Origin of the sequence: Pseudonocardia sp. EV170527-09 (assembly GCF_008369905.1) — a bacterium.
Classification (GTDB): Bacteria; Actinomycetota; Actinomycetes; order Mycobacteriales; family Pseudonocardiaceae; genus Pseudonocardia.
The window spans coordinates 1-14,417 of the sequence record NZ_VRMC01000049.1 but is presented as its reverse complement, the minus strand read 5'-3'; the positions used below and the strand labels follow the sequence as shown (position 1 = coordinate 14,417).

Below are 14,417 nucleotides of genomic sequence, written 5' to 3'. Positions count from 1 at the left end.
CGCCCCGAGACCGGCCCGGGAGGACGTCGTGCCCCTGCACCACGAGGTGACCGGGTCGGGACCGCCGCTGCTGCTGATCCAGGGCGGCGCGTCCGAGGCGGGCGCGGCACGGATGCTCGTCGACGAGCTGGCCGTGACCCACCGGGTGCTCACCTACGACCGTCGCGGGATCGGGCGCAGCCCGGCCGACGACGACGTCCCGGTCCCGCTGACCGCGCACGCCGACGACGCGGCCGGGCTGCTGGCGGGCACCGGACCCGCGGCCGTCGTGGGGGTGAGCATCGGCGCGGTGATCGGGCTGCTGCTCGCCGTCCGGCACCCGGGCCTGGTCACGACGCTCGTCGCGCACGAGCCACCGCTGCCCGGCCTGGTCCGCGACGCGGCCTTCGAGGCCGCCATGGACCGGGTCGAGGACCTGGTCGCCCGCGACGACATCGGCGCCGCGATCCGGACGATGGCCGCGCTGACCTCCGGCGACGACCCGGTCGAGCCCGGCTACCGGCCCGAGCCGCCGTCGGGGGACCCGCAGCCCGCACTGCGCCGCTTCCTGCGCCACGACGTCCCGGCCGTGCGGGCCGCCCGGATCGACCCGGCCGACGTCACCGCCAGCGGGGTGCGGGTGATCCCCACCGGCGGCTACGAGTCGCGCGGGCGCTGGGAGCACCGGTGCGCCGAAGCCCTGGCCGCCGGGATCGGGCGGGGCCTGGTCGAGCTGCCCGGGGGCCACGACGGCCCGGTGACCCACCCCGTCGCGGCCGCCGCCGCGCTGCGCGGACTGGTCGGTGGCACGTGAGCGGGACGCCCCGGGCCGGCACCGTGCTGGTCGGGACCTCGGGGTGGCGCTACCCGCCGTGGCGCGGCACGTTCTATCCGCCGGGGCTGGTGCAGCGCCGGGAGCTGGAGTACCTGTCCCGGAAGGTCACCTCGATCGAGATCAACGGGTCGTTCTACTCCCTGCAACGCCCGGAGAACTACCGCGCCTGGGCCGAGCAGGTCCCGGCCGGGTTCGTGTTCGCGGTGAAGGGCCCGCGCTTCGTGACGCACCTGAAGCAGCTGCGCGACGTCGCGGTGCCGGTCGCGAACTTCCTCGCCTCCGGGGTGCTCGGTCTGGGGCCCGCACTGGGCCCGGTGCTGTGGCAGCTGCCGCCCCGCATGCGCTTCGACGCCGACCGGGTGGCCCGCTTCCTGGAGCTGCTGCCCTCGACCACCACGGCCGCCGCCCGGGCCGCGACCGGACACGACGAGCGACTCGACGGCCGGGCGCTCGTCGAGACCGACGCCGACCGCCCGCTGCGGCACGCGGTCGAGCCGCGACACCCGTCGTTCCGGGACCCGGCGTTCACCGCGCTGCTGCGCGAGCACGGCGTCGCCCTGGTGCAATCGGACTCGGCGGGCACCTGGCCGGTGTTCGACGAGGTCACCGCCGATCTCGTCTACCTGCGGCTGCACGGCCAGGGCGAGCTCTACGCCGGTGGCTACACCGCCGCAGCGCTCGACTGCTGGGCCGCCCGCATCCGGGCCTGGCGCGACGCCGGGCACGACGTCGTCTGCTACTTCGACAACGACGCGAAGGTCCATGCACCGACCGATGCCCGGGCCCTGCTCGACCGGCTCGGCTGACCCGTTCGGTCCTGTACCCGCACGGCTGAACGGCCCTGTCCTCAGATTTGTTGATAAGAGCGGACCAGCTGATACGCGGGCCGCCGTCGCCGCGACAGCCGTGACGTGACCACTCCGCAGAACCGCCACGGCACCCCGGACCTCTCCGGCCCGCCGCAGCAGCAGTCCGGCCCGCACCGCGTCCCGCAGCAGTACCCGGGCCCCCAGGGCCCCGGCCACCACCGGCAGCAGTACGCGCAGGACCCGCGCGGCGCCGCGCCGCAGGGCCGGGCGCCGCACCACCAGCCCCGGCCGCAGCACTCCGGCGGGCACCCGAACCCGTACTACGACGGCAACCCCGACGTCCCCTTCGGCGGTCCGCCCTTCGGCCGCACCAACCCGGGCGGGATGCCGCAGCAGCAGGCGCCCGCCGGAGCCCAGCCCTGGCCGAGCGCGGCCCAGCGCGCCGCCGTCCCGCAGCAGCGCACCGGGGCCCCGGCCGTCGCCGTCCCGGCCGTCGCGCCGCGCAACGGCTTCGGCGTCACCGCGCTGGTGCTCGGGATCCTCGGCCTGCTCTTCTCCTTCGTCCCGTTCATCGGGGTGATCGCCTGGCCGCTGGTGCTGCTGGGTCTGCTGTTCGGCGTGCTCGGTGTCGTCCGGGCGAGCCGGGGCCGGGCGGACAACCGTGGGGTCGCGATCGCGGGCACGGTGCTCTCGGCGATCGGGCTGGTGGTCTGCGTCCTCTACGCCTCGGTGTTCGCCGCCGCGGTGTCCGGCCTGCCGACGACCGTGCCGACCGCGGCCCCGGCCGTGTCCGCGCCGGAGTCCGACGCCGACGCGTCGGCGCCCGCGACCACCGGTGGTGACGTGATCACCTACGAGGTCAGCGGTTCCGGCACCGCCGGGAACATCACCTACGTCAAGGACGACACGATGGGCATGGAGCAGGTCAACGGGACCTCGCTGCCCTGGACCAAGGACGTCACCTTCGACGCGGGTGTCCTCACCTTCCAGCCGCTGTCGTTGATGGCCCAGTCCGGGTCCGGCGGGAGCGGCGAGATCTCCTGCCGCATCCTGCGCAATGGTGAGGAGATCACCTCCTCGACCAGCTCAGGTCCCTACGCGGTCGTGAGCTGCAACGGCAGCTGACCCCCACACGTACGTCGGGACGCTCCCCAGCGACGTGCTCCCGCAGTCGCTGGAGTGGTCACACACGACGAGCGTCCCGACGGACGACGAGGCCCTCCCCGGGGACGCCCGGGGAGGGCGTCCCCGTGTCCCCGGTCAGACCGCCAGCCCCAACGCCAGAGCCAGCACGCCCAGCAGCGGCGGCCCCAGCTGGATCGACGCCGGTCGCCGCTTCGACGGGTCCGACAGCAGCAGCACCAGACCGGCGGCGACCATCGAGCCCGCCCCGGTGAACACCAGCGTCAAGCCGACGCTGCGGGCGCCGGTCGCGAACACCACGGTCCCGAGCAGCACGGCGACGGAGAGGAACAGGTTGTAGAAGCCCTGGTTGAACGCCAGTGCCCGGGTCTGCTCCGCCTCCGCGCGGTCCGTACCGAAGGTCGCCCGGGCCCGTTCGGTGGTCCAGAGCAGCGACTCCAGCACGAAGATGTAGACGTGGATCAGTGCCCCGATCCCGGTCAGCACCAGCCCGGCGACGATCACGACGCCCCCCTCCGCGGCGGAGCCGTTCCGTCGCAGAAGGACCGTAGTGGGCGCGGTGGCAGCGGGGTCAGCGGCTCGCGGCCCGCCGGTACTGCCAACTCGCCAGCGGCGCGAACACCGCGACGATCGCGACCGACCAGATCAGCACGTAGAGCACCGGGTGCTGCAGCGGCCAGGCGTCCGAGACGGACGCGGACGCCGGGATCGCGCCGTCGTTGCCGAACAGGGACCGTGCGGCCGCGGTCACCGCCGAGACCGGGTTCCACTCGGCGAACACCCGTAGCGGGCCGGGCAGCGAGTTCAGCGGCACGAAGGTGTTCGCGAGGAACGTCAGCGGGAAGATCACGACGAACGACGCGTTGTTCACCACCTCCGGGCTCGGCACGAGCAGCCCGACGAACGCCATCACCCAGGAGAAGGCGTAGGCGAACACGATCAGCACGGCGAACCCGGCGAGCGCCTCGCCGACCGAGGTGTGGATCCGCCACCCGACCAGCAGCCCGGTCAGCGACATCACCACCAGCACGATCAGGTTGTTCACCACGTCGGAGAGCGTCCGGCCGGTCAACACCGCCGACGACGACATCGGCAGCGACCGGAACCGTTCGATGATGCCCTTCTTGACGTCCTCGGCGAGCCCGGCGCCGGTGTTCGTGGCCCCGAAGATGACGGTCTGCGCGAAGATCCCGGCCATCAGGAACTCGCGGTACCCGGCCCCGCCCCCGGTCGGGTCGATCGCGCCGCCGAAGACGTAGGCGAACAGCAGCACGAACATGATCGGGGACAGGGTCGTGAAGACCAGCAGGTCCGGGACCCGCTTGATCTTGATCAGGTTGCGCTTCGCGACGACGGAGGCGTCGGCGAGCATGGTGGCGGCGGCGTTCACGGGGTCGGCTCCTCGGCCTGGTCCGCCTCGTCGGCGGGGCGCCCGGTCAGGGTGAGGAAGACGTCGTCGAGCGTCGGGCGGCGCAGCCCCGCGTCGTCGACCTTGGTGCCGGAGTCGGCGAGCCGGTCCAGCGCGGCGCGCAGCACGTCGACCCCGCCGCTGACCGGCATGGTCAGCGAACGGCGGTGCCGGTCGAGCACCGCCTCGCCGACGCCGAGCGGGGCCAGGTGCGCGGCGGTCGCGTCGAGGTCCGCGGCCGCGCTGACGGTCACCTCGAGCCGCTCCCCGCCGACCTGGGACTTCAGCTGGTCCGCGGTGCCGCGGGCGATGACCCGGCCGTGGTCGATGACCACGATCTCGTCGGCCAGCGCATCGGCCTCCTCCAGGTACTGGGTGGTGAGCAGCAGCGTCGTCCCGCGTGCGACGAGCCCGCGGATCACGTCCCACAGGTCGTTGCGGCTGCGCGGGTCCAGCCCGGTGGTCGGCTCGTCGAGCAGCAGCACCGGCGGGTCGGCGACGAGCGCCCCGGCCAGGTCCAGCCGGCGTCGCATCCCGCCGGAGTAGGTGCGGGCAGGTCGGTCCGCGGCGTCGGTCAGGCCGAAGTCCGCCAGCAGCTCACGGGCACGGTCCCGGGCCCGGCGGCGCCCCAGGTGGTAGAGCCGCCCGACCATCTCCAGGTTCTCGAAACCGGTCAGGTACTCGTCGACCGCGGCGTACTGCCCGGACAGGCCGATCCGGCTGCGCACCGCGGCGGGGTCGGCCAGCACGTCGACACCGGCGACGGTGGCCGTGCCCGCGTCCGGTGTCAGCAGTGTGGTCAGCACCCGGACGACCGTGGTCTTCCCGGCGCCGTTCGGGCCCAGCAGGCCGAGCACGGTCCCCTCCGGCACCGACAGGTCCACCCCGTCGAGTGCCCGCAACGACCCGTAGGTCTTGACCAGTCCCGTGGCGCGGATCGCGTCCGGCATCGTGAAGTCCCCCTCGAACGACGTGAGCGGACGCCACTGTGCACCACGACCCTGACAGATTCGGCCCTGTTTCCGGTCAGCGCCGCACGTGCGCGACCAGCATCCGACGCCCGACCAGCATCAACGCCGCCGACACCAGCATCACGACGGCGTTGACCGTCCACGCGGTCGGGAAGCCGGCGTGGGTGGCGAGCGAGCCGAAGACGATCGGTCCGGCGAAGCCGCCGGCGTAGACGCCGACCTGCACGATCGACGTCGCCGCAGCCGGGGCGGACGGGTTGAGCCGCACGACGGCGAACTGCAGCAGACCCGGCCACGCCCACCCGAGCCCGAACGCCAGCACCACGCCGACGACCAGCGCGGGCGTCCCCGGGACGGCGAGCAGCACGAAACCGGCCGCGCCGGACGCCAGACTCGCCGCCACCACGGCCACGTGGCCACCGGTGCGACGGTCCGCCAGCCACCCGTGCAGCAACCGCGCCGACAGGCCCACGACGCTGCCGAGGGTCAGCACCAGCCCGGCGAGACCGGGGTCGATCCCACGGTCCACCGCCGACGCGACCAGGAAGATGCCGAGCGCCGTCGCGGTCCCGGCGGCCAGCCCGGAGGCCGCGCCGATCACCGCGAGCGCGCCCGTCGCCCGGTCACCCTTCGCGGCGCGGGCCGGCGGCCGGGCGTCGGCCCGCGGGCAGGCGAACAGCGCGGCGAGGGCCAGCAGGGCGCCGATCCCGTAGGCCCAGCGCCAGCCCACGGTCAGTGCCACCGCGGGGACGGCCAGCCCGGCCAGCAGCGTCGCCGCCGGGATCGCGGCCTGCTTCACCCCGAACGACAGCCCCATCCGGTGCGCGGGCACCGAGCGCGCGAGCGTCAGGTTCGACGACAGCTGGCCCATCACGTTGCACCAGGCGCCGCAGAGCAGCAGCACGACGAGCGCGACGTAGGACCGCGCGCCCAGTGCCAGGGCCGCCATCAGCACCGCCGCCCCGACGACGGCGACCCGGCTGGTCACCCGCGACCCGGCCCGCTCGACGACCATCCCGACCGGCAGCGAACACAGCGCACTGACCCCGAAGTACAGCGCGACGACCAGCCCCAGCCCGGACGGGTCGAAGGCCAGGTCGCGCGACAGCTGCACCGCCAGGGCACCGGTGAGGAACACCGGCAGCACCGACGCCGTCGTCACGATCACCGCGCCGGTGGCGACGCGGAGGGCGGACGGTGCCGCGGTGTCCGTCGTGCCCGTTTCGGTTGCGATGCTCACGTTCAGCAACGCTAACCGATATGCGTCATCCCTGGATGCGGGAGTTCCCGCGACCTGCCCACTCCTTCTCGCGCAGCTCGAACTTCTGGACCTTGCCGGTGGAGGTCTTGGGCAGCTCGTCGACGATCTCGACGTACTTCGGCGCCTTGTAGCGGGCTATCGTCGTCTTGACGTGGTCGATGAGCTCCTGCGGCTCGGCCGAACGGCCTGCGCTGAGCACGGCGAAGCCCTTGCAGACCTCGCCCCACTTCTCGTCCGGCACCCCGACGACGGCGGCCTCCAGCACGGCGTCGTGCGACACGATCGCCTGCTCGACCTCGACGGTGGAGATGTTCTCCCCACCGGAGATCACGACGTCCTTGGCCCGGTCACGCAGCTCGACGTACCCGTCGGGGTGCACGACCCCCAGGTCCCCGGAGTGGAACCAGCCGCCCCGGAACGCCTCCGCGGTCTTCTCCTCGTCGCGGTGGTAGCCCTTCATGACGTTGTTGCCGCGCATCACGATCTCGCCCATCGTGGCGCCGTCGCGGGGGACGTCGGCCATCTGCTCGTCGACCACCCGCACCCGGTCCGCGCACACCATGCCGACGCCCTGGCGGGCCTGCAGCCGGGCCCGCTCCTCGCCGTCGAGGTCGTCCCAGGCGTGCTGGTACTGGTTCACCGCGTACGGCCCGTAGGTCTCGGTGAGCCCGTACACGTGCACGATCCGGAACCCCATCCGCTCCATCTGCAGGATCGTCGTCGGCGACGGCGGCGCCCCGGCCGTGGTGATCACCAGCTGGTAGTCCAGGGGGACGGCCTCGGGCGCGTTCATGATCGTCGTGACGACGGTCGGGGCGCCGTTGAGGTGGGTGACGCCGTGCTCGCCGATCAGCCGCCAGATGGTGTCGCCGCGGACCTCGCGCAGGCAGACGTGGGTGCCACCGACCGCCGTCACCGCCCACGGGGTGCACCAGCCGTTGCAGTGGAACATCGGCAGCGTCCACAGGTAGACGCTGTCCGCGCTGTGCCCGGAGTGGACGATCTCGCCGAAGGAGTTCAGGTACGCACCGCGGTGGTGGTACTCGACGCCCTTCGGGTGGCCGGTCGTCCCCGAGGTGTAGTTGATCGTGATGGTGGCGCGCTCGTCGTCGACGGCCCACGGCCGCGGGGCGTCCGAACCGCGGGCGAGCAGGTCGGCGTAGCCCAGACCGGAGCCGACGCCGTCGCCGGGCGCCGCCGGGTCGACGACGGTGACGATCTCGCGGACCGTCGCCAGCTCGTCGGCGACCGGGCGGACCGTCTCGTACAGGACAGCGTCGACGACCAGCACCGTGGCCGCCGAGTGGTCCAGGATGTAGCGGACCTCCTCGGTCGACAGGCGCGTGTTGATCGCGACCAGGACCGCGCCCGCGAGCGGAACCGCGAAGTGCGCGACGAGCATCTCCGGGACGTTCGGCAGCAGGTAGGCGACCCGGTCACCGGGTTCGACGCCCGACGCGGCGAGTGCGTTCGCCACCCGGGTCGCCTCCGCCGCGAACTCGGCGTAGGTGTACCTGCGGTCGCCGTGGACGATCGCCGTGGACTCCGCGAACACCTCCGCCGAGCGGCCCAGGAAGGCCAGCGGGGTGAGCGGGGTGGTCCAGACGTCGGTCGTCGCGCCCTGTGTCACGGTCGGCTCCTTCGCAGGCGGTGCACTCGTCGCCGCGATCCTGCTCGCCGCGGGGAGTGCCCGGCAACCTGCTGCTCCGCCCGCCGACCGCCGGGGGCGCGCTGTTGCTTCGTCCCTCGACCGCGGGGGCTCGGTGCTGTTGCTTCGCCCCTCGACCGCCGGGGCTCAGTGCCGCTGCTTCGCCCCTCGACCGCCGGGGCTCAGTCCTCGATCGTGATGGCGGCCTTCGGGCAGCTCCGTGCTGCCTCCTCGACCTTCGGCCGCAGCGCCTCGGCCGGGTTCTCGTCGAGGATGTAGAGGTAGTCGTCGTCACGCACCTCGAAGACCTCCGGCGCGACACCCATGCAGACCGCGTTGCTCTCGCAGCGGTCGAAATCCACGATGACCTTCATGGCACACATGGTGCCCCCGTCGGGTCGACGCCGCAGGACTGAGGGCCCCCTGAACTGCGGTTATGCTTCCCTTCCTCGATCGGGAGGGCTGCAGGTCAGCGGCTGTCGCCAGTCCGGGCGGCGGTCGGCAACGGCTGCGGAGCGAGGTTCGCGCGGGCCTGCACGGGCGTCGGCGGCGGGGTGGTGTGCGGTACCCCGGTGAGGAGGGCGGTCGTCGCCCGGGTGGTCACCGGGATGCTGCCGACCGACGACATGCGCACGTCGTCGGGTTCGAGCATCGCGGCCACACCGAGCACGACACCGAGCGCCACCGGGGCGGCCAGTGCCGCGAGTCGCAGTCGCGCCGAGTCCACGCACACCTCCACGTCGACGACCGCGCGGAAGGATGCCGGGGAGCGGCAGCGGCCGTCGACCAACCATCGGGACGTGGCCGCCCGCCGTTACCGCCATCGGGTGATCCGGGTCAAGCGGAACGCCTCCGGACCACCCGATGGAGGGCGCTCACTCCCTGCGCAGCACCGGACGCAGCGTGTCCAGCACCGACGCGTCGTCGATGGTGGAGGGCACCGGCTCCTCGACGCCGTCGGCGATCCCGCGCATCGTCTTGCGGAGGATCTTGCCGGAACGGGTCTTGGGCAGGGCGGGGACGATCGCGACGTCCTTGAGCGAGGCGACCGCGCCGATCTGGTCGCGCACCATCTGCACGAGCTCGGCGCGCAGCCCGTCCTCGTAGCCCTCCGCGTCGCTGTCGACGCCGGACTTCAGCACCACGAACCCGCGCGGGATCTGCCCCTTCATGGTGTCCGCGACGCCGATCACCGCGCACTCCGCGACGTCCGGGTGCGAGGCCAGGACCTCCTCCATCCCGCCGGTGGACAGGCGGTGGCCCGCGACGTTGATGACGTCGTCGGTGCGGCCCATGACGAAGACGTAGCCGTCCGCGTCGAGGTGGCCGCCGTCGCCGGTGAGGTAGTAGCCCTCGAACGCCGACATGTAGGAGCTGACGTAGCGCTCGTCGTCGTTCCACAGGGTCGGGAAGGCGCCGGGCGGCAGCGGCAGCTTGGCCACGATCGCGCCGTCGACACCGGGCTCGACCCGGTTGCCCCGCTCGTCGAGGACCCGGACGTCCCAGCCGGGCATGGCACGGGTCGGCGAGCCGGGCTTGATCTCCAGCAGCTCGATGCCCGCCGGGTTGGCCGCGATCGGCCAGCCGGTCTCGGTCTGCCACCAGTGGTCGATGACGGGGATGCCGAGCAGGTCCGAGGCCCAGCGATGCGTCTCGGGGTCGAGGCGCTCACCGGCGAGGAAGAGGTACGTCAGCGACGAGACGTCGTACTGCGCGAGGAACTCGCCCTTCGGGTCCTCCTTCTTGATCGCCCGGAACGCCGTGGGCGCGGTGAAGACCGACTTCACCCTGTTCTCCTGGACGACCCGCCAGAACTGGCCGGCGTCCGGCGTGCCGACCGGCTTGCCCTCGTAGAGCACGGTCGTCGCCCCGGCCAGCAGCGGCGCGTAGACGATGTAGGAGTGGCCGACGACCCAGCCGACGTCGGACGCGGTGAAGATCGTCTCGCCGGGGCCGACGTCGTAGATGTTGGGCATCGACCAGGCCAGGGCGACGGCGTAGCCGCCGGAGTCGCGCACCACGCCCTTCGGCTTGCCGGTGGTGCCGGAGGTGTAGAGCACGTAGAGCGGGTCGGTGGCCTGCACCGGGACCGGGTCGGCCGGCGTGGCGCGGGCGACGGCCTCGGCCCAGTCGACGTCGGTCGGGCCCAGCTGCGCGGTGGCCTGCTCGCGCTGCAGGATCACCGTGGACGCGGGCTTGCGCTCCGACAGCTCGATCGCCCGGTCGAGCAGCGGCTTGTACTCGATGACGCGCTTGCCCTCGATGCCGCAGGACGCCGAGACGACGACCTTGGGTCCGGCGTCGTCGATCCGGACCGCGAGCTCCTTGGCGGCGAACCCGCCGAAGACCACCGAGTGGACGGCGCCGAGGCGGGCGCAGGCGAGCATCGCGATCGCGGCCTCGGGGACCATCGGCATGTAGACGACGACCCGGTCGCCGTGGCCGACGCCCTGGTCGCGCAGCACGCCCGCGAACAGCGCGACCTCGTCGCGCAGCTCCGCGTAGGTGTAGGTGCGCCGCGACCCGGTGACCGGTGAGTCGTACACCAGTGCGGTGCGGTCGCCGTTCCCGGCGTCGACGTGCCGGTCGAGCGCGTTGTACGCGACGTTCAGCTCCCCGCCGGGGAACCAGCGGTAGAACGGCGGGTTCGACGCGTCGAGCGCGCGGGTCGGGGCGACGTCCCAGTCGATCCCGTCGGCCGCGCGGAGCCAGAAGCCCTCACGGTCGTCCACGCTGGAACGGAAGATCTCCTCGTAGGCGGTCACCGTCGTCCTCTTCCCCTGGCGATCCCGGCGGCCCACGGTGGCCGCCCCTCGTGTCGCCGACGACCCTAGGACGGGGCACCGACAGTGCGCAGCCCTCGCCCGGCAGGACCGATCCCGAGGGGGAGGCCGTTCGCCGACCACGGAGCGCCGATCGTCGCAGTGTGACCGGACGGATCCGTAACGTGATCGGGTGACGGCTCGACACAGCGCGTGGGGCACCCGTCCGGTCCGCGGGCGGGGCGCGTGGAGGAGAGGCGGTGCCGGTGCGGCCCGACGACGGTGCGGTCCGGTGGCGTGCGCGGCGCGGGCCCGCCGGCGCGGCGGTGCTCGGGACACTGCTCGCCGGACTCGTCGTCGTGGGCTGCGGTCCGGTCCCGTCGGTCGTCCCGGCCGCCGCCGCGGCGACGACGTGCACGCCCGGCTGGACCGCCGCCTGGCACGCCGCGCAGCAGGCCGTCCCGGGCGACAGCCTCGCCGGTCGGACGCTGCGGATGGTGGTGCGGCCCGGCGCCGCGGGGGAGCAGCTGCGGCTGCGGCTGTCCAACCGGCACGGCGACGGGCCACTGCGGATCGCGGCGATGACCGTCGGCACCACCGGCTCGGGTGCCGCGGTGACCCGGCCGGTCCCGCTGACCGTCGGCGGCGCGCCCGTGGCCGACATCCCGGCGGGCGCCGAGGTGCTGACCGACCCCGCGCCGGTGGCCGCCGCGGCGGGCGTGCCGCTGACGGTGAGCCTGTTCCTCGCCGAGGTGCCGCGCACGATCGGCTCGCACCCGGTCGCGATGCGCACCGCCTGGCTGTCCGGGCCGGGGGACCGCACCGCGGCCCCGGACGCGGCGGGCTTCGACACGACCCTGCAGTCCTGGCCGGTGCTGACCGGGCTGGAGGTCCTGGCGCCCCGTCCGGACGGCGCCGTCCTCGTGATCGGGGACTCCCTCGTCGACGGCGTGGGTTCCACCCCCGGTGGCGACGACCGCTTCCCCGACCAGCTCGCCGCCCGGCTGTCGGCGGTGGGCGGCGACCGGCCGATGACCGTGCTGAACGCGGGACTGTCGCGCAACCAGCTGCTGCAGGACGACCCGCCGGCCGGCGGCGACGCGCCGTCGACCCGATGGGACGACGACGTGGCCGCCGTCCCCGGCGTACGCGACGTGGTGCTGCTCGTCGGGACCAACGACCTCGCCGCAGGCGCGGCCGGCGGCGACCTCGTCGCCGGGATGCAGGAGTTCGCCCAGCGGGCCCGGGCCGCGGGTCTGCGCGTGTTCCTCACCACCATCCCGCCGTCGGCCAGCGGCGGTCGCGCCGCACCGTCGGCCGTCGCGGCCCGGGACGAGGTCAACGACTGGCTCCGTTCGGACGGCCGTCGCTGGGCCGACGGAGTGATCGACGCGGCCGCCGCACTGGGTGACCCGGGTGACCCGCTCCGGCTCCGTCCCGACCTGGACTCCGGCGACGGGCTCCACCCGTCGCCCGCCGGGTACCGGGCGCTGGCGGCATCCGTGCCGGTCGGGGAGCTGTCCGGCAGCCCCTGCCGGACCTCCCGGGATCGCTGAGACGCACCCGCCCTCCGCAGCTCCGCGTGACCGGCCGTCACCCGGGAAGGGGCGTGCAGGGTCCACACACGATGGGTAACGTCTTGGTCACAGCCACAGCACGTGGCGGTACCGACGGACACCGGCTCGCGGCGCGCCCCACCGGACGTGCCCGGAGCAGGTCCTGGCGGCCTACGGGGAGGCCTCGTGACCATCGGCGCGAAGCGCGGCATCGACGACGACACCAGTTCCATTCCGGCGCCGCGGAACGCGGCCGACGCCTTCAAGGTGTCCGACGAGCAGGTGCAGCGCGCCCGGCTCGTCGTCGCACGGAACTCCGACGACTCCGAGGACCTGCGCGAGCTGCTCGACATGCTGGGGCTGATCTCCGGCAACCCGGAACAGCCGCCACCCGTGGCTCGCTGACCTGCGGCGACGCCGGAACCGGGGGGTGGTTGCAGGGTCCCCCGGACCGGTGTCGTAAGGTTTCCTCACTCCCAACGGACAGCCGTTGAGGGAAGGTCGAGGCCCACGGGCCTGGTCCCAGCCCCCATCGTCTAGCGGCCTAGGACTCCGCCCTTTCAAGGCGGCAGCGCGGGTTCGAATCCCGTTGGGGGTACCGGGAGAGGTGTCGGATACGATGCCTCTCGCAAGAGCAAGGCCCAGTGGCGCAGTTGGTTAGCGCGTCGCCCTGTCACGGCGAAGGTCGCGGGTTCGAGTCCCGTCTGGGTCGCTCCACTCTCTGGATCTCCGGTGTTCCGGAGGCCGGGGCCAGGTAGCTCAGTTGGTACGAGCGTCCGCCTGAAAAGCGGAAGGTCGGCGGTTCGACCCCGCCCCTGGCCACACCTTCTGACCAGCGGCGGAGCCGCTCCGAAGCCCGATGGGTAACCCTGTCAGGGTCACTGTGGTCTCAAATCTGGTCTCAATCGCCTCCTCGCAGGAACTCGTCCAGCCGTAGGGCGACGTCCTGCCGGAGCACCGCTGTCACGTGCTGGTAGCGCTTCGCCATCGCAGTATTCGACCAGCCCATCACGTCCATCACGACACGCTCGGGGACGCCGAGCAGCAGCAGCACCGTTGCGGCCGTGTGACGGGCGTCGTGCAGCCGGGCCGCACGAACCCCGGCGTCGTTGAGCAGCTGTAGCCACTGCTCGCGGTCCATCGTCGGGCCGATCGGTCGGCCGTTCTCCTGGGCGAACATCCAGCCGCCGTACTCCCAGATCGACCCCGCCCGTTCCCGTTCGGCGTCCTGGGCGATGCGGTGTCGTTCGACCAGCTCGGCGAGCTGTTCGGGCAGGACGATCCCGCGACGTCCGGCACGGGACTTCACCTCCGTCTCGACCAGTCCGCCGCCGTGGCGCTGCGGGCACCACCGGGCGTGGCTCGTGCAGTCGGCCGGGCAAGGCGGTGGACACGCCCTGGTGTGCCGCTTGCAGTCCGCCCGGCACTGCTCGCGCTTGTGGTAGCGCTCGCCGCAAGAATGCGGGTCGGAACAGCCGTGCTGCCAGGTCTGCCGCTGGAGCTGCCGCACGATCCGGAGGAAACGGGTTGACGCCGAGTACCGCTCCCACCGGAGTCCGATCGTCTCGCCCTGGCGGGTGCCGAGCGCGAGGGCCAGGACGTAGCGGACGCCGTTGCGGCGGGTGAGCGCCGTCGCGATCAGGCGGCGGATCTCTTCGACCTCGAACGGTTCGATCTCCTCCTCGTCGAGGCGAGGCGCCTTTGCCAGGGCGACAGGATTTCGGCCGATGTTCCCACGCTTGTACGCCTCGCCGAATGCCGTCCGGGCGGTTCGGTGCACTTGGTGCGCCGTCGCCGGGCGTGCCCCGGCAGACGTCATCTTGGAATACAGACGCTCGAAGTGTTCGGGCCCCACCCTGTCGAGTCGGTGTTTGCCTAGTTGTGATGTCCAGGGAGGTTGGTCAGCCTGGTGACTGGTGGCTGGCCGCCGATGGCGGAGTGAGCGCGGTGGTGATTGTAGAAGTGCAGCCAGCCGGGTAGGGCGTCGTTGCGTTGGCGGGTCGACTCATAGAGTCGGGCGTAGGCCCAGCCGTCGGCCAGGGTCC

Annotated in this window: 15 protein-coding genes and 3 tRNA genes; 8 read left to right on the top strand and 10 right to left on the bottom strand. The window is 72.9% G+C overall.

Annotated features, from left to right (window positions below; translation table 11 throughout):
- Window positions 1-28 precede the first annotated feature (28 nt).
- The 3 genes from FVA95_RS16495 to FVA95_RS16485 all read left to right on the top strand — a co-directional run bounded on the left by FVA95_RS16495 (window position 29) and on the right by FVA95_RS16485 (window position 2,748).
- Window positions 29-793 carry an alpha/beta fold hydrolase gene (locus tag FVA95_RS16495; protein ID WP_149665013.1) on the top strand — a complete coding sequence of 255 codons (765 nt, stop codon included), beginning with the start codon at window positions 29-31 and terminating at the stop codon, window positions 791-793.
- Window positions 790-1,620, top strand: a complete 831-nt coding sequence (locus FVA95_RS16490) for a DUF72 domain-containing protein (RefSeq protein WP_193564367.1) — start codon at window positions 790-792, stop codon at window positions 1,618-1,620. The genes FVA95_RS16495 and FVA95_RS16490 overlap by 4 nt, the downstream gene beginning before the upstream one ends.
- A gap of 105 nt (window positions 1,621-1,725) precedes the next feature.
- A complete protein-coding gene (locus FVA95_RS16485; protein ID WP_149665012.1) occupies window positions 1,726-2,748 on the top strand; it encodes an MmpS family transport accessory protein in 1,023 nt (340 codons plus the stop codon).
- Window positions 2,749-2,883: 135 nt separating this feature from the next.
- Here the strand turns inward: FVA95_RS16485 and FVA95_RS16480 are convergent, their stop codons facing one another.
- From FVA95_RS16480 to FVA95_RS16445, 8 genes are all read right to left on the bottom strand, one after another.
- Window positions 2,884-3,270 carry a DUF1304 domain-containing protein gene (locus tag FVA95_RS16480; protein ID WP_149665011.1) on the bottom strand — a complete coding sequence of 129 codons (387 nt, stop codon included), beginning with the start codon at window positions 3,268-3,270 and terminating at the stop codon, window positions 2,884-2,886.
- Between the two features lie 67 nt (window positions 3,271-3,337).
- Window positions 3,338-4,156: an ABC transporter permease gene (locus tag FVA95_RS16475; protein ID WP_369804802.1), complete on the bottom strand. Its 819-nt coding sequence runs from the start codon at window positions 4,154-4,156 to the stop codon at window positions 3,338-3,340.
- A complete protein-coding gene (locus FVA95_RS16470) occupies window positions 4,153-5,124 on the bottom strand; it encodes a daunorubicin resistance protein DrrA family ABC transporter ATP-binding protein (protein WP_020622752.1) in 972 nt (323 codons plus the stop codon). Before FVA95_RS16470 ends, FVA95_RS16475 begins: the two co-directional genes overlap by 4 nt.
- A 76-nt stretch (window positions 5,125-5,200) precedes the next feature.
- Complete coding sequence (locus FVA95_RS16465) at window positions 5,201-6,385, bottom strand: MFS transporter (RefSeq protein ID WP_240051544.1); 1,185 nt, start codon at window positions 6,383-6,385, stop codon at window positions 5,201-5,203.
- Window positions 6,386-6,410: 25 nt separating this feature from the next.
- Complete coding sequence (locus FVA95_RS16460) at window positions 6,411-8,036, bottom strand: long-chain-fatty-acid--CoA ligase (RefSeq protein ID WP_149665009.1); 1,626 nt, start codon at window positions 8,034-8,036, stop codon at window positions 6,411-6,413.
- Window positions 8,037-8,236: 200 nt separating this feature from the next.
- Entirely contained in the window at window positions 8,237-8,428 is a 192-nt protein-coding gene (locus FVA95_RS16455) for a ferredoxin (RefSeq protein WP_043276655.1), read from the bottom strand.
- Between the two features lie 95 nt (window positions 8,429-8,523).
- Window positions 8,524-8,781, bottom strand: a complete 258-nt coding sequence (locus tag FVA95_RS16450) for a hypothetical protein (RefSeq protein WP_149665008.1) — start codon at window positions 8,779-8,781, stop codon at window positions 8,524-8,526.
- Between the two features lie 148 nt (window positions 8,782-8,929).
- Window positions 8,930-10,819 carry a propionyl-CoA synthetase gene (locus FVA95_RS16445; RefSeq protein WP_149665007.1) on the bottom strand — a complete coding sequence of 630 codons (1,890 nt, stop codon included), beginning with the start codon at window positions 10,817-10,819 and terminating at the stop codon, window positions 8,930-8,932.
- A 257-nt stretch (window positions 10,820-11,076) separates the two neighbouring features.
- Between FVA95_RS16445 and FVA95_RS16440 the strand changes: the two genes are divergently transcribed.
- The 5 genes from FVA95_RS16440 to FVA95_RS16420 all read left to right on the top strand — a co-directional run bounded on the left by FVA95_RS16440 (window position 11,077) and on the right by FVA95_RS16420 (window position 13,194).
- Complete coding sequence (locus tag FVA95_RS16440) at window positions 11,077-12,372, top strand: GDSL-type esterase/lipase family protein (protein WP_149665006.1); 1,296 nt, start codon at window positions 11,077-11,079, stop codon at window positions 12,370-12,372.
- Between the two features lie 186 nt (window positions 12,373-12,558).
- The gene (locus FVA95_RS16435; protein ID WP_020622469.1) at window positions 12,559-12,777 is read left to right on the top strand and encodes a hypothetical protein; all 219 of its coding nucleotides are present in this window, start codon (window positions 12,559-12,561) and stop codon (window positions 12,775-12,777) included.
- A gap of 120 nt (window positions 12,778-12,897) precedes the next feature.
- Window positions 12,898-12,970 (top strand) — tRNA-Glu (locus tag FVA95_RS16430).
- Between the two features lie 40 nt (window positions 12,971-13,010).
- Window positions 13,011-13,084 (top strand) — tRNA-Asp (locus tag FVA95_RS16425).
- A gap of 36 nt (window positions 13,085-13,120) precedes the next feature.
- Window positions 13,121-13,194: transfer RNA gene (locus FVA95_RS16420), tRNA-Phe, on the top strand.
- 79 nt (window positions 13,195-13,273) lie between these two features.
- Here the strand turns inward: FVA95_RS16420 and FVA95_RS16415 are convergent.
- Complete coding sequence (locus tag FVA95_RS16415) at window positions 13,274-14,152, bottom strand: tyrosine-type recombinase/integrase (RefSeq protein ID WP_240051543.1); 879 nt, start codon at window positions 14,150-14,152, stop codon at window positions 13,274-13,276.
- Between the two features lie 95 nt (window positions 14,153-14,247).
- Window positions 14,248-14,417: integrase core domain-containing protein (locus FVA95_RS16410; RefSeq protein WP_149665004.1), on the bottom strand; the 170-nt coding region annotated here is incomplete at its 5' end.